Annotated in this window: 14 protein-coding genes, 1 tRNA gene and 3 pseudogenes; 8 read left to right on the forward strand and 10 right to left on the reverse strand. The window is 59.6% G+C overall.

Features of this window, described 5'->3' with window-relative positions:
- Positions 1–95 precede the first annotated feature (95 nt).
- Entirely contained in the window at positions 96–797 is a 702-nt protein-coding gene (locus HPO_RS05755; protein WP_035595668.1) for a Crp/Fnr family transcriptional regulator, read from the forward strand.
- Between the two features lie 4 nt (positions 798–801).
- Here the strand turns inward: HPO_RS05755 and HPO_RS05760 are convergent, their stop codons facing one another.
- Together HPO_RS05760 and HPO_RS05765 are read right to left on the reverse strand one after the other, a co-directional pair.
- Entirely contained in the window at positions 802–1,701 is a 900-nt protein-coding gene (locus HPO_RS05760) for a LysR family transcriptional regulator (RefSeq protein WP_035595670.1), read from the reverse strand.
- A 367-nt stretch (positions 1,702–2,068) separates the two neighbouring features.
- Complete coding sequence (locus tag HPO_RS05765) at positions 2,069–2,917, reverse strand: hypothetical protein (protein ID WP_157532689.1); 849 nt, start codon at positions 2,915–2,917, stop codon at positions 2,069–2,071.
- Positions 2,918–3,253: 336 nt separating this feature from the next.
- Here HPO_RS05765 and HPO_RS05770 point away from each other — a divergent pair, with 336 nt between their 5' ends.
- Both HPO_RS05770 and HPO_RS05775 read left to right on the forward strand, forming a co-directional pair.
- Entirely contained in the window at positions 3,254–5,023 is a 1,770-nt protein-coding gene (locus tag HPO_RS05770) for a tetratricopeptide repeat protein (protein WP_157532691.1), read from the forward strand.
- 698 nt (positions 5,024–5,721) lie between these two features.
- The gene (locus HPO_RS05775) at positions 5,722–5,922 is read left to right on the forward strand and encodes a hypothetical protein (RefSeq protein ID WP_035595675.1); all 201 of its coding nucleotides are present in this window, start codon (positions 5,722–5,724) and stop codon (positions 5,920–5,922) included.
- A 257-nt stretch (positions 5,923–6,179) separates the two neighbouring features.
- Here HPO_RS05775 and HPO_RS05780 read toward each other — a convergent pair whose 3' ends face one another.
- From HPO_RS05780 to HPO_RS05805, 7 genes and pseudogenes are all read right to left on the reverse strand, one after another.
- Entirely contained in the window at positions 6,180–6,929 is a 750-nt protein-coding gene (locus HPO_RS05780) for a hypothetical protein (protein WP_051612336.1), read from the reverse strand.
- Between the two features lie 472 nt (positions 6,930–7,401).
- Positions 7,402–7,802: pseudogene (locus HPO_RS05785) on the reverse strand (transposase); the annotation flags it as partial.
- Between the two features lie 225 nt (positions 7,803–8,027).
- Positions 8,028–9,095, reverse strand: coding sequence for a hypothetical protein (locus tag HPO_RS05790; RefSeq protein ID WP_157532692.1), 1,068 nt, complete (start codon positions 9,093–9,095; stop codon positions 8,028–8,030).
- Positions 9,096–9,270: 175 nt separating this feature from the next.
- Positions 9,271–9,714 (reverse strand): annotated as a pseudogene (locus HPO_RS20205) (type IV secretory system conjugative DNA transfer family protein); the annotation flags it as partial.
- 676 nt (positions 9,715–10,390) lie between these two features.
- Positions 10,391–10,912: a hypothetical protein gene (locus tag HPO_RS05800; protein ID WP_157532694.1), complete on the reverse strand. Its 522-nt coding sequence runs from the start codon at positions 10,910–10,912 to the stop codon at positions 10,391–10,393.
- A gap of 200 nt (positions 10,913–11,112) precedes the next feature.
- Positions 11,113–11,349: pseudogene (locus HPO_RS21165) on the reverse strand (Arm DNA-binding domain-containing protein); the annotation flags it as partial.
- Positions 11,350–11,408: 59 nt separating this feature from the next.
- Positions 11,409–11,493, reverse strand: a tRNA-Leu gene (locus HPO_RS05805).
- Positions 11,494–11,670: 177 nt separating this feature from the next.
- Between HPO_RS05805 and HPO_RS05810 the strand changes: the two genes are divergently transcribed.
- The 5 genes from HPO_RS05810 (at position 11,671) to spt (ending at position 17,390) form a co-directional block, all read left to right on the forward strand.
- Complete coding sequence (locus tag HPO_RS05810; protein ID WP_051612338.1) at positions 11,671–12,969, forward strand: lipopolysaccharide biosynthesis protein; 1,299 nt, start codon at positions 11,671–11,673, stop codon at positions 12,967–12,969.
- A gap of 239 nt (positions 12,970–13,208) precedes the next feature.
- The gene (locus HPO_RS05815) at positions 13,209–14,972 is read left to right on the forward strand and encodes a fatty acyl-AMP ligase (protein ID WP_084324188.1); all 1,764 of its coding nucleotides are present in this window, start codon (positions 13,209–13,211) and stop codon (positions 14,970–14,972) included.
- An 18-nt stretch (positions 14,973–14,990) separates the two neighbouring features.
- Entirely contained in the window at positions 14,991–15,947 is a 957-nt protein-coding gene (locus HPO_RS19625; protein ID WP_051612340.1) for an SDR family oxidoreductase, read from the forward strand.
- Positions 15,948–15,949: 2 nt separating this feature from the next.
- On the forward strand, positions 15,950–16,207 hold the full coding sequence (locus HPO_RS05825) for an acyl carrier protein (RefSeq protein ID WP_035595685.1): 258 nt from the start codon (positions 15,950–15,952) through the stop codon (positions 16,205–16,207).
- Positions 16,197–17,390 carry a serine palmitoyltransferase gene (gene spt, locus HPO_RS05830; RefSeq protein WP_035595687.1) on the forward strand — a complete coding sequence of 398 codons (1,194 nt, stop codon included), beginning with the start codon at positions 16,197–16,199 and terminating at the stop codon, positions 17,388–17,390. The genes HPO_RS05825 and spt overlap by 11 nt, the downstream gene beginning before the upstream one ends.
- Before the next feature lie 21 nt (positions 17,391–17,411).
- Here spt and HPO_RS05835 read toward each other — a convergent pair whose 3' ends face one another.
- Positions 17,412–18,335: a hypothetical protein gene (locus HPO_RS05835; RefSeq protein ID WP_035595689.1), complete on the reverse strand. Its 924-nt coding sequence runs from the start codon at positions 18,333–18,335 to the stop codon at positions 17,412–17,414.
- Positions 18,336–18,337: the final 2 nt, after the last annotated feature.

The following is an 18,337-nucleotide window of genomic DNA, read 5'->3' on the forward strand; positions in this document are numbered from 1 at the left end:
TTTACATTTTTGGATAAAAAGCGTTCTGTCCGGATATGCCGAAGGGGGTTTGCCATCGCCGCCGCCCCGAGTCAGATCGTACTCAGGAGGACGCTATGCATATTGCAGGTCAGCTTAACTGGATAAATGAACTCCCCGCCCCGGCGCGGGCAGCCATCCGTGAGCGGTTCGTTTACCGTGATATCGAGACCGGAGAGACCATCAAAGAAAGCGGTCAGCCCGCAGACGGCATGTACCAGGTCCAGTCCGGCTTCGTTAAACTGCTGGCAGACCGGCCGGATGGGGAAAGATCCCTGCTGATGATCTACATCCGCGGCAACAGTTTCGGGGAATCGCCGATGGTCGCCCGCCGCCCGCACCACCACACCACCGTCGCCGCCAGCCCTGCCCGCATAGGCTTCCTGAAGCAGGACGACTTTGACGAGCTTTACCGCACCTATCCCTCCATTCCTGAAGCCCTTTGTCGCAAGTTTGCAGCAGGTCTCAGCTCGATGTTCGCTTTCCGCGAAAAGCAGACCGAAACAACAGTCGCCCAAAGGGTTGCGCTGGTGCTTCACAATCTGGCCGAGATGAGCGAAACGCCCCGGATCGGCAACCAGCGCGCCATTGATATCCCGATAACCATTGCCGAGCTGTCCAGTTTCCTCGGCCTCACGCGCCAGACCGTGCAGAAGGAGATATCGCTTCTGAAGCGCCGCAACCTGATCTCGAAATCACACGGCGCCTGGGCGGTGCGGGACATGGAGGCGCTCAGGGCGCTCGCGCCAACCGCAGAAGCGCCGGATCCCGCCGCCTGAAACGTCAGGCGGGAGAATCAGACTTCTGACTTTTCAGGATTTTGGACCAGAGCGTCTCCGCCGCCGGAGACTGGCGGGCCGCCGGCCGCCATAGCCGGATCTCGATGGGCACGTCCTGCTCCGGCGCGCCCGCCCGCATAAGGGTGCCTGTTTCGATATCTTCTTTCACAAGGCTGAGCGCTGTCCACGCAACGCCGCGTCCGTTCCGGGCCATCGCGGTCAGCACACTGGCCAGATGGGATGTGAACACCGGCATGGACGGCGGCGCGCGCCCGCTCACAGCCCAGGCGGCCATCAGAATCCGTCCCATCCCGGACTCTGGCGAAAGCGCCAGTTGAGGCGCCTTTTCCGGCTCAGTCTCCGCCGCCAGTTGCGGCGATATCACGGGCAACAGCACATCGCCCCCCAGCACCACCGAGCGGAAATCCCTGCCAAACCGTGTCGGCACAGCGCCATGATGATGACACAGCAGGAACTGAGCGCGCCCCTCGATCATAAGCCGCTCACACGCCACCATATGATCGGCCGTCAGCTCAACAGTCACCGTCGCGGGCTCGTCTTTCTCCAGGTGGCGCAACCAGTTGGGAAAGAAGGTGAGGGACAGCGCATGTGTCGCGGCAAAGCGGAGCGTCTCAGAGGACGCCTTGCCGACCGCGCGCGCCTGCTCGCGGCCCAGTTGCAGCCGCCGGGCCGCCTGCTCGGCAACGCTCTTGAAGCTCTCCCCTGCCGGGGTCAGCCGCATGGTATGCGTACCCCTGTCGATCAGCGTCACACCAACCCAGTCTTCCAGCGCGCGAATGCGGCGGCTGAAAGTTGGCTGGGTCATCGCCCGCCGCTCGGCCGCACGGGCGAAACCGCCCGCCTCGATCAGGGCCAAATAATCCTCAAGCCAGTCAATATTCATGAACAAACCGGTTTCCGTTGCACACCGCCCCCTGATGCTCTGCGCCTTTCCAGACCCGCCTTCCGGAGGGTTGGTGTGGCGGAGCGAAGCCCAGGGCCGGACCTTCTGTTACGCCGACATTCCCCAACAGCGCAACTTAATCGGTCGAGCGCGTTCATTCCGGTCCTGCCAGAGACAGGTGATGAGCAATTCGGTACTGTCTATCTGAAGCTCCAGAGGCAAGCTCGTAGAGAAGCCGTCGGGCTTCTTGCCCAATATTCTCGGAATGGTCAGGAGACGGATATCGCAAATACCTCCAACAAGGACGCAGCGCGCGGGCCACAATCTCGTGCTCCGCGGCAGCCTCCGACAGAAACCATTTCGGCTGTCACGGCGCGGCGCCCGGCGGCCTCTTCCCGGCCTCTTCATACCAGCGATCAAGAAACGCCTCCGCCTGCTGCAGCCTGTCAAACAGGTCGGAGGCGTCCCCTGAAACACACCCCTCATCAAACCGCGTCCTCTGAAGCTCGCTGCCATCTTCCGCCAGCCAGATCACATCGCCGTAAGGCAGATCAGCGATGATCCGGTTGCATTCGAAATGCCGGCTCTCATAATCTTCAAACAACATCCTCAGCTCGCTGAACTGTTCCGCAGAAACAACAAAGGCCTCTTCTGCCCCGTCGGCCAGCCGCATGGCCCGCCCGTCTGCACCCACCTGCCAGGCGGCCAGAATATTTCCCCAATAGCGATGCTCGATCCGCAACATACCGGGCGGCGGAATAACCGGGGCCACATACCGCGCCTTCCCCCACCCCTCCATCAGCCGCCAGGCCCGGTCCGCGTTCTTCGCGAGCGGACGGTCGCCATCGGCATAGCAGAGCGTATGCATCTCAACCCGATGAACTTCCTCTCCTGCCAGCCGCCACACAATGTATCCGGGGCGGATATATTCAGAAGGGGAAGAACAGGTCAGCCCGCCAGCCTTCAGCGGTTCAAGCAGCGCTGCAATCTGGTCAAACTCTTCTGCAGTCGACCGGAAATGCTGATCCCGGCCAGGAGCAGCCCCCAATATGTAGGCCGCGCCTGAACGCGTGACCTCATATGCCATCTTATCGGGTGCATACACCACCTCGATGGAGGCTGGCGCGCCTCCTTCCGGAAGCGACGAGGCACAGGACACAGCTATAACGCAGACACTCGACATCAGTGCACGCCACATGTTCGCTTCCAGTCGCATGTCACGCCCCTGTCTCACCAAGCTGCCGGAAGTATAAGATGCAACCGTATCCCATCCACCCCCTTTTTTCCGGGTCTGAGACGTTCTCTTCCTCTTTAACAGGCTTTGACTCCCACCTTACCCGCCGGAGATCAAGATCCCGGAAAGCGAGGCCTCACTTCATCCAATTGTTCACAAAGCCGAGGACCGGCAATGCGCAAGAATAATGTGCGAACAGGAGATCGTTTCATGCAACCGCTGGAAGCGTACGGGAGATGTTCCGTGGACACGTTTTTGCGGTGACTGACACCGCGCAGAAAATGCGGTAGGATTGTATCTAAAGTTTGGGGGGCGGGTATGAACACCTGGAAAGCCGGCGCGGCAGCGATACTTGTCCTGGTCCTGATGAGCGGTCCGGGGCTTACGCGCCCGCAATATTCTTTGCCCTTCCCGGACCCAGCCTTACTGTCGGACGCTCGATGTCTGAGCGCCCCGGACACTCGCAACGGTCTTGCGCGCTTTTTGGGGGCAGCGCAGGCCTATGCGCAGACGAGTTCCGATGGCACCCCCTCGGCCGCCGGTCAGGCCGGTTACGTCGTGCGCTACCCCGTGTCGACAGCCTATCCGGAAGCTCAGGATCTGTTCGATGCCGGACTGTCGCTTGTGGTCAGCTTCAATCACGAAGCGGGCATCGCCGCCTTCCGCGCGGCACAGACCGCCGATCCTGACTGCGCGATGTGCTACTGGGGCGAAGCTTTTGCCTGGGGCAGCAACATCAACCTCTATCCCGCCGGGGATGCCTTCCGCGCGGGCCGGGACGCCGCCCAGGCAGCTCTCGCGCGTGTTGAAGGGTCCAGCGCCAGGGAACGCGCCCTTGTCGAGGCCATCGCGGCGCGCTTCCCTTTATCCGCCGATGGCACAGTGACGGAAGATGCCGCTGCATTCGCCGGCGCGATGCAGGCCGTAGCCGAGCAGCATCCGGACGACAACCTCATCCTCTCGCTGGCCGCCGAAGCCAACATGAACACGCAGCCCTGGGACTATTGGGAAGCCGACCGCCGGACACCGAAGGGCCGGACAGCAGCAACCATGTCGCTGCTCGAAACGATCCTCACAAGAGATCCCAAGCACGTTCACGCTATTCATCTCTACATTCACGCCGTTGAAGCCTCCGGCGATCCTTGGAGGGCGATTCCGTATGCGGACCGGTTGCCGGAACTGGCGCCGCGGTCAGGCCATCTCGTTCACATGCCCTCCCACATTCATTACCTGACTGGGCAGTGGAAAGAATCGCTTGAACTAAATCTGAAGGCCGCCAAGGCGGATGAAGTCTACCTGGCTGCCAATGACGCATCCCCGATTTACCGCTTCGGCTACTATCCCCACAATCTTCATTTCGTCATGACCTCCGCGCAGATGGCTGGAGACCGAAAGACTGCGCTGGAGTATGCGCAGAAGCTCGATGCAGCGCTTCCCGGTGAGATGGCTGCCGTTGCGCCTTGGGTATCGGTTATCAAAGCCGCGCCCTACTATGCCCACGCTCAGTTCTCGCCGGCCAGCCAGATCCTTGACCTGCCCGAACCAATGAACGTCGACTCTGTCAGCAAGGCGGCCTGGCATTATGCGCGCGCCGTCGCGCTTGTGGAGCAAGGCCAACCTGAGTCAGCGGAAGCGGAAGCCCGGAAGATCGCTTTGCTGCAAGGCAAAGCCGACATCGAGGCCCTTGAAGCTGCCTTCCTTCCCGCAAAGACAATTCTGGAAATCAGCATCCGAACAATCGAGGCACGCGCGGCCGCAAGATCGGGCGACTTCAAGAAGGCCATTGGAATCATGGAAGCCGTTGCGGACATGCAGGACACACTCCCCTACTCTGAACCGCCCCTGTGGTATTACCCCGCGCGCCAGACGCTGGCCGCACTCCTCCTCCAGGATGGCCAGTTGGACCGGGCAGAGCGGATGTTTCGGCGCACGTTGCTTGACTCTCCCAACAACGCCCAGGCGCTCTACGGGCTATGGCAGACCTACAAGGCAATGGGCGATACGCGATCTGCAAACTACACCAAGGCTCTTTATAGAAAGGCCCGGCTTGGCGGTGACCGAAGCCCCCCGTCCCTCAGCCGGATCTGACCCGTTTTCCGGAGCCTGGAGCCAGTCCACTTCACCCAGCTACATCTTCCCGCCATCGGCATATGTACGGGATTGCGCCTCGGGTTTCAGGGCCCGGATTATGAGAGGTCGGTGAGTGGCATTTTTGGCATCGCCCTGCGTTTTTTCGAAGGGTGAGAGCGCCATAATAACCAGACAACCGGCCGGCCTCGGGCGGACGCCAGCAGAGCCCCAAGACACTGGAAAGCTGCAACTCTTCGTTTTTATGAGATATAAGCCCAGATTTTGGACGCAGAAAAACTGCCCCGAAGAACAGTTTGGTGCAGAAGAGCACTTTCGTTAACTTTTAAGGCCTCTGTATATTATTGATTTTTATAGATTTTATGATTTTTGGTGCCAGATGGGAAGCCAGTCTTTTTGCTCCCTTGTGGCGGTTCGAGTCCCGAATTCCACAACTTTCCGACTACATCTGCTGTCGTCCGAAGCACCAACTATTCGCTCTAGATCATCCGTGTCGCGCTTCGCCAGGAGCCGGCAACGATCTATCCGCGCGGTCGCGTTTCGTTTTCGCCGCAAACACGCCACTACGAGAACTCTCGCATGGCTGAAACCGCTTAGCATTTCCGCCCGCGACGCCATACGCCAGGTAGTCCGTGCCAAGAAGTTTTGGCATATTCATTTAGAAGAACACGGAACGCTACGCTGAAGGAGTTCGAAAATTGGTTGTCAGCGACGCTGAAATCGAAAAAGCCATCCGATCCGTAGCGAGACTTATTCACCGCTACGGTGATGCGTATTGGCCGCTGTTTGAACGCCTCGAAGCGGAACTCAAAGAGCGAAATAGCCGCAAAGACAGACTGAATGCCTACCTGCCGACCCATGAAACACATTCTGAAAATCCGAAGCGGCAGACCGACTAGGGCGAAGCGCTCCGCTAAAAATTTAAAATACTTATTTTTCAATGCTTTATTGGGTCGGAATTTTCAAAATGTAGGAAGTTTTGTAGGAATATCTGTAGGATGATTTTTGCCTCCGTTTTTCCTGTCGTGAATCCGGATTCGATGCATCGACCCAATCGCAGGTTCTTGAGACTTTGCAACCAGCTTTCTGATCGCAACCGGTCGGTTGGACTGATCTGCCAAGACACTCATCTATGAAGCGGCGCCGCAAGGTTCTGCTACGCAGAATGATCCCGCCGGAACCGGTGAGCTGCCAAAACCGACACTTCGGCAACCGAAGGTGAGTACTCAAAAGCCTTCGCCCAGAGCGGCGTCTTGATGTATCGCCTGTCTTCAATATGGGCGTGCTCGCTGGTCGTGATGTCCGCCAGGAGGCCCACCCAGCAGAGCGGGCGCAGCACCTGGTTCCAGATCATGCCAGGAACCCGGTCATAGGATCCTGCCGGCTCGGGGCGGCCAAAGAGGGCTTCCCGCAGAGCGCCGCAGGTTACGCCGCGTGCCGCCTGGACGTGCAGCAGGTTGAGGTAAAGGCTCCAGTCATCGAGCCGCGATTCAGAAAGCCGCGACCATGCGGCATGATCGACCTGAAACAGGTAGAAGGGCGCGATCTCATTAAAGAGATCGCCGGGCGAGCCCGCCAGCGCCCTGCCCGCTTTCGTCAGCCTGCAAGTCAGCTTTTCATGCCGTATGAGCTTCAGCTTCAACAACACGAAGTGCAGCGCCTCAAGTGGCGGGAAGTCGTATTCGTTGAGCACCTTGTTAACACAGAAGAGCTTTTCCTCTTCCCAGCCCGGCCAGGCGAACTCTGCCGCGGCCCAGTGGACGAACTTGCGCTGGAATGCCTTGCCTTGGGTCAGCCCGATGGTTTCGTGCTCAAGCAGGAACGCCAGCAGCTTCTGAGCGGCGCAGATCATCGGCGCGTCCGCAAGCGCCGGCTCATGATTGGAAATAGCAATGGAATGGAGCATAATAGCGGATCCCGGTCAGGCGCTTACTTTCGAGTGATCAATTCACCGGTGCAAGCAGGAACTTCCCCTGGGGTCTGGATCAGGCTCGAGCCCCGAATGTCGCGTCGAACCAGACCATACGGTGGAGACGCAAAAATCATTTCAGGATTTTCAACAGGTTAAGCCATAGAGTTCGACGCAAGTGACGCGCGTCGAAACAAGAGACAATATTCAATTAATACAGTTACTTATCTTATTTTATTCTGCAGTTTGTATCTCATTTTGTATCCACGTTGTATCCCGCTTTTGAAGCACTCTGGAGCTGGCCCAGCCCCCTGAATTCCGGCCATGATTTTGCGGACTTGAACCAGTCCCCTGATCCAGGCCGTTTTTTTGGAGACTCTGTTCGCCTTTCTTTCTGGTTGGGCGTGGGTGGCTAAGGCCCGCTAAGCGGAGCTCTTGCGTAGCTCAGGCAAAGCGGGCCGGGCTCGCCGCGCCTGGTCGCAGCCAGGGCCCGCAGACGCTCCCGCATGACCGCGTCATCGCCTGCCTGTTTCTCATATTGGAACGTTGATCGATCCAGCTCAGCCAGCTTGCAGGCCCGACGTTCGCTCAGCTCGTGCACCTCCATCAGGTGCTGCACGGCCTTGCGTTTGACATCGGGCGTCAGAAGTTTTTTGAGGCAAGATCCTTCAGCGCTGCATTGTCCAGCATCGCCTCGGCCAGAAGGCGCTTCAGCTTGCTGTTCTCGGTCTCCAGCGTCCGCAGCCGCTGGGCGTCCGACACCGTCATCCCGCCAAACTTGGCCTTCAGCTTGTAGAACGTCGCATCCGAAAGCCCGTACTTTCGGCAAATGTCTGCCGTCTTCACGCCGCTCTCGTGCTCCCGGATCATCGCAATGATCTGCTAGTCTGAGCCGCAGGCAGGCGAAGCCAATATCTGCTCTTGCGCATGTGTCATCCTCTCTCATCGAGAGAGTCTGCAAAATCATGGACGGAATTCAGGGGAGGCTGGGTTAGTCTCGTTCTTGGTTCGCAGGCGGCTAAGCAATTATTGCCCGCCTATTTGCCGCCACAATAGATGAGCCTCGGCTCGCTCCAAGATCGGTTAATACGCTTGTTACGCCAATCGTGCAGCGTTCTCGACCAAGTCGACAATTTTCCATCCTTGGTGTGTGGCGGGGCCTACCAGATTCATCGCTTCGGATTTGCGTAGCGCGAGGCCCAACAACTCGCGAGGCCTGGTTACGCCAACGAAGACGTTTGTCGCAGCCGTGAGCTTCACTCCGGTAAAGATCTCGTCGGTAACGCCGAACGCGCGTGGAAGTACCGTGGTCAGGTCGATGCACCGCTCGTCTGCACGACTGCCTTTCCAAACCTCACTCTCCACAACGAGAATACCATCTACGCTCTTGCCCTTGACCGAGTGGATCGATCCCAGCCGCAATGTGAGCTCGTCGAACTGCACCTGTTTTGTGGAGCGGCGTTCGGGGTCAGCGGGATCGGCCTTTTGTTCCGCGACAAAACCGCAAAAGTCTGCAATTTCCGCTTCAGCGCCCTGAGGATGCGGACTCAAGAGCGGCAACAACTGTTCCATGAACACCAACCATGCCGCCTGGTCCCACGCTGCATCGCCGGTAAGCACATGATCCCGCAGCAATCGGCGCACAGCCCGTGGCAACCCGAGGTCGTGATGCGATAGTGCCGCCCACACGTTGTGCGCGGTAATCGGACGATCATTCGCCGCTCTCCACCCATGGGCGCGTGCCAAACCGGAAATGCCGACCGCGAGCATCTCGCTGACCTCGGCGGGTGGGCGCGCCGCGGCATAGTGCACCGCAGCCTTCTGAAGCTGCCGGCAAAGGAGGTTAGCCTTACCGCGAGAACCACCTTCGCTGCGATATGCCGGATGGTAGTCGACCAGACTCTTCGGCTGCCAAGCCCCCTTCTTGCCGGGCAGATTGTGACGCGATGCGACCGCCCAGACGTCGCGCGTGCTGCAATCGTCGCCCCACAGCGCGCGTGCTTCTTCGGCGAAGGCTCCGAGAACCCCGCCGATCGTACCTTCGTCGAACAGGAACATCAACCGCTCTTCCGCCACCCGTCCCTCAATCTGGATCTTGGCCTCAGAATACCGGTTCATTTCAGCAGCTGCTTCAGCCAGCGTGACATCCGTGAACGTGATCATGCCAGACTGCCAGGACAGCGCCCGGCCGAGGTCTACACGCGTCAGCGACCTGCCCTGCCCGGACAGCCTCAACTGATCACCGGACGCAAGCCGCGTGTCCTCCCCTGCTGCCAACACATTCACGGAGCCCTCGATCAGCGTTACACGCACGCCTTCGGCTGCCGTCAGGTCCTACGAGATGATGCGTGGTGCGCATCCGCTCAATCGTCTGAAACAGGGTGCGCTCTGGATGGGCGAGGAGCCGCGCGCAGCCGGCCAGCGACTTGTCCTCTTCGGCATAGAGTACGTGCAGGATAACGGCGACGAGCAGCGCATATCCTGTCTTGTCCCAGTGATCGCGCCGCTCGGCGCTGCCTTCGGGATCGACCAGGATGTCAGCAATGTTTTGCACATCCCGGACTTCGAAGTCGCCTTTGCGAACTTCCAGCAGAGGGTTGTAGCGGGGGCTCATCCTATCTGTCGGATCAAACCGGATGCAGGGGCCGAGCTTAGACCGCCATCCGGAGGTGAGCTGCCAGTTCTCTCCCTTAATGTCATGCACGACGCAGCTTCCGGCCCAGGAGAGGAGCGTCGGGATGACGAGCCCTACTCCCTTGCCTGAACGGGTTGGCGCAAATGACGGCGTTCACATTAGGTGCAAAACGCATCCCTTTCCTATCCGCTCCAAAGCTTTCGATAGAACTGATGCAAGCGGCTAGCTTGTCTGCTAGGTAATCCCCGGACGCCATACCCGGCGTGGATTGACGGGACTCTGATAAGAAAGCCCCCGGCAGTTGGCGCCTTACTCGGTGGCGCAAAAGCCCTCCATACCCAAGTGGCGACCTGATCATGACGTTTGAGGCACTCGGCTCCGACATGTCGAGTTGAGCTATGATGCCAAGGTCAGGCTTGGCGCCTCTCGGCTGTCGTTCAAACCACCTGACGTGATTTCTGGTGTCTTCAGAGAGGTTTGCAATCGTAGTATCGTCTGGCCGAGAGTCCCCTTCCCGGTCGTCATAAATCTCTACAAAGCGCGATCCAGCCGACTGGCTCGATGTTTTTCCTTCCCCTCCGCGCTAGCGAGCGGAACACCAACTTATGAGGCCTTCATTACATGAATCTGTCGTCCCGCCGGCGCTAGCAACGAGAATGCTCACAACGGGTTTTGCCGCCAGCAGGCCAGATACATCTTCAAGGGCCCGCGAGACTTGCGCTGCGCTGAAGCCGGTAGAAATTCCACCCACAGAAATCCCGAAAGCGTCGCCGAACGGCGCCAGCCTTGACCGAGTCGGAAGGCTGCCCAAACGATCCCCGTTTCACAAGACAGACCAATAATCGGTACCATTCTCAACTGAAAGGAAATCGACTTGCTCGACACCGCTGGGCGAACGCAGCGAAAGCGTAAGCAAGTCGGGGACGCAGTCAGGATCGAGAACGCTAACGGCGGGGCAAGGATTACTTCCTTCCTCAGCCTTCAGCAGCACCTCTTGGGCTAGCGCCTGCCAGGCGAGCCGGATCGGGTGCATAGGCGACAACATAACCGCATCCGGCACACGGGAGATCGTGCGCCGATCACTCTCCAATGATGTGATCAGGCTGACGTCGACCCAGCATGCCACACCGGGCTCAGCTGAAATCCAAGCTTGGTATGCAGCAAGGTATCTTTCCAGGAGCGCCTTAAAGTCCGGGTCGGTGTCCAGCCATTTTCCGAGGAGGGCTGATTCCACAAGGCCAGGCTGGTCGTCGGATCCGCGAATCCGTGCGGCGAGCTTTTGGCGCGCTTCGATGAACCCCTCAGGCGGGTTGAACTCAGAAACATCCGGCCGCGGATCGTGCAAGAAGCGCCCAGTTGAGAACAATGGCCCGGTACCCTTGCCCCAAGTGGGCTGCACCCAAGCGTCAACATAGTCATCCGCGAACACGGTCGGGAGATATGATAGGCCCGCGCCTTCCCGTGAAAGCATCCAATCCTGGAAGCTCGATAAGGGCCGAAGGAAAGGGTCTTCTGCTTCCCATCAAAACTGTAAGCCATTTTCCAGAGTTTGGAGCCGTTCGGCTTCACCTCCAGGTACATGTTCCCGCCATCAGCATACTTGCGGGTCTTCGGCTCCGGCTTCAGCGCCCGGATCTTCATATCGGTCAATGGCATCGTCTGGTATCGCCCTTCGCGTCTGGCATTATTCAGTACCAGAAACCCCGCAATGATACCAGAAATTGGGCTGGCTGCAGGTGGAAGCCAGTGGACGCGGGCGGACAGCCAGATCTCACTAAGCATTGTTTTAATAGAAGTTATTTAGAAATCTGGACGTAAAAAAACCGCCCCGAAGAGCGGTTTGGTGCCCAGAAGAGGACTCGAACCTCCACGCCTTGCAGCGCTGCTACCTGAAAGCAGTGCGTCTACCAATTCCGCCATCTGGGCACGGGGTAGAGAGGCGGGGATTTATCCGTGGGATACGGTCTCGTCAACCGTCAAATCCATCGATCCACAGGGTTAAAGGCCGCTGACTTGTGCAGAGATGCGTTTTTTCTTCGCATGGCTATCGGAATCCGCTCCGGGGCATAAAACGATGTTCCGTCTGACAAAGAAGGTTTTGGGGTGGCCACTACAGGAACGAAGTCTGAAGGGCCGGTCAAACGGGCGATCCGGAATGCAGGCTGGCTGCTGGCCGGCAAAGGCGCCGGGGGTTTTTTCAGCCTGTTCTACCTCGCGCTTACCGCCCGAAGCCTCGGCGCCGAACAGTTCGGGATATTCGCGCTGATCCTGTCCTACGGTCAGGCAGTAACCAATCTGGCGCAGTTCCAGTCCTGGCAGACCGTGGTACGCTATGGCGCCATGCATGAGGCAGACGCCGCGCCGGACAAGTTGAGGCGCATCATCGTATTTGCCTTCCTGCTGGATCTTGGCGCCGCGTTGGCAGGCACACTTCTATCGGTGGCCGGGGTATACCTGCTTGGAGGGCAATTCGGCTGGTCGCGGCCCGAGCAGGATCTGGCCGCCCTGTTCTGCCTGTCCCTGCTGTTTGGGGTGCGCGGCGCCCCGACGGGCGTATTGCGCCTTTTCGACCGGTTTGATGTGGCCGCCTATGCTGAAACGGTGCTGCCGGCCACGCGAATGGCGGGTGCCCTGATCGCCTGGATGAGCGGCGCGTCCATAGCCGGATATCTGGCAGCCTGGGCGGTGGCGGAACTCGTGACGACAGGGGCTATGTGGTGGGCCAGCGTGCGGGAGATCCGAAAGCGGTTCCGGGAGCCGGTGATGGGGCCGCGAGTCCGGGGTGTGGTGGAAGAGAATGCAGGCCTCTGGGTATTCGCCTGGACGACCAACCTCAACACCTCGCTCAACCTGGTCTGGAAGCAATTCCCGGTGCTCGCCGTGGGCTGGGCCGTTGACGCTGTGGCCGCCGGTGGCTTCCGGATTGCTACGCAGCTCGTCGGAGCATTGAACAAGCCGACGATTGCCCTGGCCCGGGCAATCTATCCCGAATTTGCAAAGCTGGCAGTGGTCGACAGGGCCGCCATCAACAGGACAGTGCTGCGGGCATGCCTGATCGGCGCGCTGGCCGGGGTCATCGCGCTCATAGCGGTGCTCCTTGCCGGGCAGAGCGTTCTGCAGCTGGTGGGCGGCGAGGATTATCTCTTCGTATTCCCCGTGCTGCTCATCCTTTCAGTCGCGGCCGTGTTTGATCTGAGCGGTGTGGCCATCGAGCCAGCTCTGGTGGCGCTGGGACGGCCGGGCACCGTGCTCTGGGTTCGGGGTATGGTGTCGATCATGTTTGCCGCCGCACTTGCCGGCGCCGTGCTGGTCTATGGCAGCCTGGGCGCTGCCGTGGCGACGGCGGGGGCATCTCTGCTCCTGCTCATTCTGCTTTACGCCGCCTTTCGAAAGCAGGAGTGAGCGGTAACCTTGAGCCACCGGAAGCTGGTGTCTCTCCGCAGCCGGATGATTCCGCTTTAAGGGGTAATATTCCGTGTTTCCGGAACGTAAATACATATCTTCGTCAGACTATCGTAAGGTTTGACAAAAGAAGCAGTCGGTTTCCCACAAAAGAACTCTATTCATCTTGACGATAAATGTCGGAAGCGTGAATTCATACGAGCGGCCTGTGCCCATTTCCGGGAACAGCAGTCTGCAGAGTGGACGTTCAGGGGTCTTTCAAATTGGAACCAACTGCGACAGAGGCGGGGGTACCCGCGCGTCTCGGCACCTTTCAGTCGACTTGCGACGCATTGGATTACGCGGCCACAGGCCAGAGCGGCATCAACTTCTACAATTCAGAAGGCCTGCTGACCCGGAGCCTCTCCTACCGCGAACTACGCGACAGGGCCTTAAATATGGCTGGCCGCATGGCCGCGCGGTTTTCCCGAGGCGCGCGAATTGGCGTGTTGGCAGAAACCTCTCCCGACTTCGTCACCGCCTTTATGGCGTGCCAGTATGCAGGCATGGTGCCCGCGCCATTAAGCTTGCCGGCCGCCTTTGGCGGACGCCAGACCTATGAATGGCAGATCAGCAACATGGTTCGCAGCGCGGGCCTGTCGGCGCTGCTTGCGCCCCCTGCCCTGCACGAGATTTTGCTGTCGGCCACCGCCAACCAATCCATTGACCTCTTCGACCTCAGCGGTGACAATCTGCCTCCGGAAACGGCTCAGCCAATTCCTCACGGCCCGGATGAACTGTCCTATATCCAGTTCTCGTCTGGCAGCACCAGCGAGCCAAAAGGTATTGTCGCCACTCAGGCCAGTCTCTCGGCAAACTGCCGGGCGATTATCCAGGAAGGCTTGCAGGTCCGCGCGGGTGACCGCGCAGTTTCCTGGCTGCCGCTGTATCACGACATGGGGCTCATCGGCTTCCTTATTGCGCCGCTCTACTCCCAACTCTCGATCGACTTTCTCTCGCCGACAGATTTCGCGCGCCGGCCGGGAACCTGGCTAAAGCTGATCAGCGCCAACAAGGGCACCCTCTCCTACAGCCCCAGCTTTGGGTATGAACTCTGCGTGCGGCGTCATCGCGGCGAGGTGCTCGACCTTTCCAGCTGGCGCGCCGCCGGCATCGGCGGCGATATGGTACGGGCCGATGCCCTCGACCAGTTCAGCGAAACATTTGCGGGCTCGGGATTTCGCCGCACGTCCTTTGTCGCCAGTTATGGTCTGGCCGAATCTACACTCGCAGTGAGCTTTGCGCCGCTGGAAACTGGCCTTAACACAGACCAGGTTGATGTAACACGGATGCAAGCTTCCGGGCGCGCCGTTCCGGCATCGGACCTGACACGGGATGGAGCTGACAGGTCATTCGTTAGCTGTGGCCGGCCTCTGCCGTCCACAGAACTCAAAATCGTGGATGAAGACGGCGCAGAGCTCGGCTTCAGACAGATTGGAAGGATCCTCATCCGCAGCGCCTCGCTGGCAGCGGGATACTTCCGCGCAGATCGCGATCTTCAACCGCTCACGGACGAATCCGGGTGGCTGGACACCGGTGATCTTGGCTATTGGCTGGGCGATGAAATCGTCGTGACCGGCCGGTCAAAAGACATGATCCTCTCCAATGGCCGCAACATCTGGCCGCAGGACATCGAATGGGTAGCCCAGAAAACTGGCGGGCGGCTCGTGGCCCGGTCTGCTGCATTCGAGATCCGGGAAGCGGCCGATGCCTCACGGATTATCCTGCTTGTCGAATGCCGATCGCAAGAGACCGACCTTCGCGAAACGCTTATAAGCGACATTGCGGCGGCTGCGCGTTCGGTTGCAGGTGCGCCGGTGAGCGTTGAACTCGTCAGTATAAAGACACTTCCGGTAACCAGTTCCGGCAAGCTCAGCCGCGCAGCATCCCGCGATGCGTACCTGTCCGGCCGGATCAATCAGGACAAGGCGGAGGCCTCTACCCGGGCCGCTGCCTTGCCTTGATAGCGCGCTGTCTGCACCATGACGGGTCGGCCGCTCATTGCACTGACCGGCGCGACAGGATTTGTTGGCAAGATACTGCTGGCGGACCTGTCGCGGCGTGGCCATCCGGTCCGGGCGTTGGCGCGCGCCGCGCCGGGGAGAACCTTGCCGGCCCACGCAGGTGTGGAATGGATTGCAGGCGATCTTTCGTCCGGAGAGGTCCTTTCCTCTCTTGTGCGGGGCGCGAGGGTGGTCATCCATCTGGCGGGCGCGACGAAAGCGAGGGATGCAGCGACATTTCACGAGGTGAATGCGGCGCGCACCGGGGATCTCGTGCAACGCGCACAGGCTGCAGGCGTGGACCATTTCATACATGTCTCGTCCCTCACCGCGCAGCGGCCCGATGTTTCGCCTTACGCCCGTTCCAAGGCGGACAGCGAGCAACTGGCCATCGCCAATGCCGGAAACATGGCACTCACTATCCTTCGGGCCCCGGCTGTTCTTGGGCCTGATGATGACGCAACGCGGGCGCTGTTTTCGGCTTTGGCCAGAGGCCTTCTGCCGAGCCCTGGCGGCGCAGCCGTAAATTTTCGCTTTTCCGTTATTGATGTGGCGGACGTCTCGCGATGCCTTGCCGATTGTGCCACGAGTGCCGCGAGCGGCATACGATCCATCGCCCCCGCCGGCCATCTCAAGCTCGGTTGGGATGATGTTGCGCAAAGCGCGCAACGCGTTCTGCTCCACCCGGTGCGGCGCGTCGTGATGCCGCCGCTACTGATGAAAGCGGCTGGTCATGCGGCAGACCTTGCTGTGAAGCTGAACGGGCAACCGCAGGTATTTTCCAGCGGCAAGGTGCAGGAACTGCTCTCTGGTGACTGGCTGGCGGACACTCAGGTATCAGGGGCCGTTCCGCTCGATGTGACGCTGCAGCGGTGTATTGCCCCCTTTCAGCGGTCTGCTAGGAAAATGAACAGGTTTGGGAAGAAACGAGCGTGAATATGCCCTCAGGAACAGATCAGAAAGCGATCTTTGAAAACGTTGCCAGAGTGCTTTCAACCCGCAGCCACACTCAGGCAGCCATCCGTCCGGACACGCGGATAGGCGCCGACCTGGAGATCGATTCCGTCGAGATATTCGACATCGTGATGGAACTTGAAGACCTCTACAATATTTCCCTGCCGGTCGAGGCAGCATCCGATATCGACACCGTTCACGACCTTGTTGCAAAGATAGGACAACTCGCAAATGTTCGATAGTGACGCCAAAAAGTCCGACATTTTCGAGAAGTTCGAGAAGGTAGGGCAACGCGCCGAAGCGGTGTTATCGCTGGGCAAGCTGCCCTTCGGCATGACATTCGACAAGATCCTGTCGCCGACCCGGGCGCTTGTGGACGGCCGGGAAATCATCCTCGCCGGCACGAACAATTATCTCGGGCTGACATTCTCCGAGGCCGTTAAATCTGCGGCCATAGATGCCATTGCCCGCCAGGGCACAGCCACGACCGGCAGCCGGCTGGCGAACGGAACATTCCGCGAGCATATCGACCTGGAAGAAGACCTGAAGACATTTTTCAGGGCGAAGTCTGCGGTCGTCTTCACCACCGGCTACCAGGCAAACCTCGCCGCGATCAGCACATTGGCCGGGCGCGGTGACCATCTGCTGATTGATGCCGACAGCCATGCCTGCATATATGATGGATGCCGGCTGAGCGACGCGGAAACCATCCGTTTCCGGCACAACAGCCCCGAAGACCTCGCAAAACGGCTGGCTCGCCTGCCTGATGAAGGCGCGCGCCTTGTGGTGGTGGAAGGGCTTTATTCCATGCTGGGCGATGTGGCGCCGCTGGATGAATTCGTTGCCGTGGCCCACGAGCACGGCGCCTATCTCTACGTGGATGAAGCTCATTCGGTGGGCTGTTATGGCGACCGTGGACGCGGACTTGCCGATGCGCTTGGCGTGCTCGACAAGATCGATTTTCTCTCCGGTACCTTCTCGAAAAGCTTTGCCTCGATTGGTGGGTTCTGCGTATCGCGCCATTCCGGCCTTGATCTGATGCGGCTGGTAAGCCGGCCTTATCTTTTCACTGCCTCGGGATCGCCCTCAAACGTGGCGGCGGCGCGCGCAGCCATGGGTGAGATGATGCACGGACCCGACCTCAGCCGTGAACTGATGGCGCGGGCGCACCAGCTTCACGCCGGGTTGGCGGCGGCCGGGTTCGCGGCGGCGTCTCCTCCGGGGCCGATCATCGCCCTGCCTCGCCCCGACGAATTGACAGCTGTGCGGGAATGGAACCAGCTTCTGGCGGCAGGCATCTATGTAAACCTCGCCGTTCCGCCGGCGACACCTCATGCAAAGTCGCTGTTGCGGCTCAGTGTATCTGCAGCGCATTCGGCAGAAGAGATCGACGCGATTATCTCGGCCTTCCGGGATCTGACTTAAAGATCGAGGCACGCAGCGGCGTCAGCGAAAGGCACCCGCCCGATAGAGGCGCCAGGCCAGGGATGGCGCATGGATCAGAGGACGGCGGCGTTCTTCCTCCGTGACCTGAAGGCGCACGCCGGAATGGCTTTCGACCTTTTCGAGAATGTAGTCGAGGCCGGCATTGAATGTGGTCGCCGCTTTCATGACGCGCAGCGCGCCCATGGGCTTTCCAATAATCCGGCGCAGTATCCACTTCGCCTGGCAGAGGAACGCGCGGGCACGGCCAGGCTTGGGCGGTGTTTCCAGTTCTGCCGCGAACAGTATTTCCGACAGCCTCTGATAACGGGCCTCGAAACGAGCAACGATTTCGCTGGCACGCGCATCGGGCCGTTCCGGCCTTAATTCCGTTTTATAGCTTTCACTGAGGCCTCTGACCCACGGCATGAGCGGCGTAACCGAACCTGACAGAAGCGGGCGGATTTCTCCGGCAAAATGCGCGCAGGCAAGGGCCAGCGTGTCCAGAAGCTGAGTACGCACTTCAGAATCGTCTGACAGCACCGCAGAAGGCTGCGCGAAACGGGCCCAGAGCATGCTCTCAAAGGCGCCGCCCCGCGCGCGCCGGTGAAACGCTTTTTCCGAAACGATCGAATATTTGCTTCGAAGGCGCTTGCCGTTTGCGCCCGTGATCTGCATGAAATGCACGCCGGGTGGGAGCAACCACGATCCGAAACGCTTCAGGCCTGATCCGTAGACAGATTTGTACTGATCCACGATGACATAGAAATCATACATCTTGTCAGCCACTTCGCCTTGACGCATGGCGGATCCGTAGAAGACGAGCCCCCGCACAGCGCCCTTGTGGCGTTCGCATATCGCTTCCGCGACTTCGCGGGCACCTTCACCCAGCTTGATCTGATCCTCAAGGATAAGGGCGCGTAAGGCCGGTAAACGGGCGTCGGTCATCG

The organism is Hyphomonas polymorpha PS728, from assembly GCF_000685315.1.
In the GTDB taxonomy this organism is placed as follows: domain Bacteria; phylum Pseudomonadota; class Alphaproteobacteria; order Caulobacterales; family Hyphomonadaceae; genus Hyphomonas; species Hyphomonas polymorpha.

Coding starts and splice junctions, on each gene's coding strand:
- HPO_RS05755 (WP_035595668.1), top strand. CDS start 96: ATGCATATTGCAGGTCAGCTTAACTGGATAAATGAACTCCCCGCCCCG.
- HPO_RS05760 (WP_035595670.1), bottom strand. CDS start 1,701: ATGAATATTGACTGGCTTGAGGATTATTTGGCCCTGATCGAGGCGGGC.
- HPO_RS05765 (WP_157532689.1), bottom strand. CDS start 2,917: ATGCGACTGGAAGCGAACATGTGGCGTGCACTGATGTCGAGTGTCTGC.
- HPO_RS05770 (WP_157532691.1), top strand. CDS start 3,254: ATGAACACCTGGAAAGCCGGCGCGGCAGCGATACTTGTCCTGGTCCTG.
- HPO_RS05780 (WP_051612336.1), bottom strand. CDS start 6,929: ATGCTCCATTCCATTGCTATTTCCAATCATGAGCCGGCGCTTGCGGAC.
- HPO_RS05790 (WP_157532692.1), bottom strand. CDS start 9,095: ATGATCACGTTCACGGATGTCACGCTGGCTGAAGCAGCTGCTGAAATG.
- HPO_RS19625 (WP_051612340.1), top strand. CDS start 14,991: ATGACGGGTCGGCCGCTCATTGCACTGACCGGCGCGACAGGATTTGTT.
- HPO_RS05825 (WP_035595685.1), top strand. CDS start 15,950: ATGCCCTCAGGAACAGATCAGAAAGCGATCTTTGAAAACGTTGCCAGA.
- spt (WP_035595687.1), top strand. CDS start 16,197: ATGTTCGATAGTGACGCCAAAAAGTCCGACATTTTCGAGAAGTTCGAG.
- HPO_RS05835 (WP_035595689.1), bottom strand. CDS start 18,335: ATGACCGACGCCCGTTTACCGGCCTTACGCGCCCTTATCCTTGAGGAT.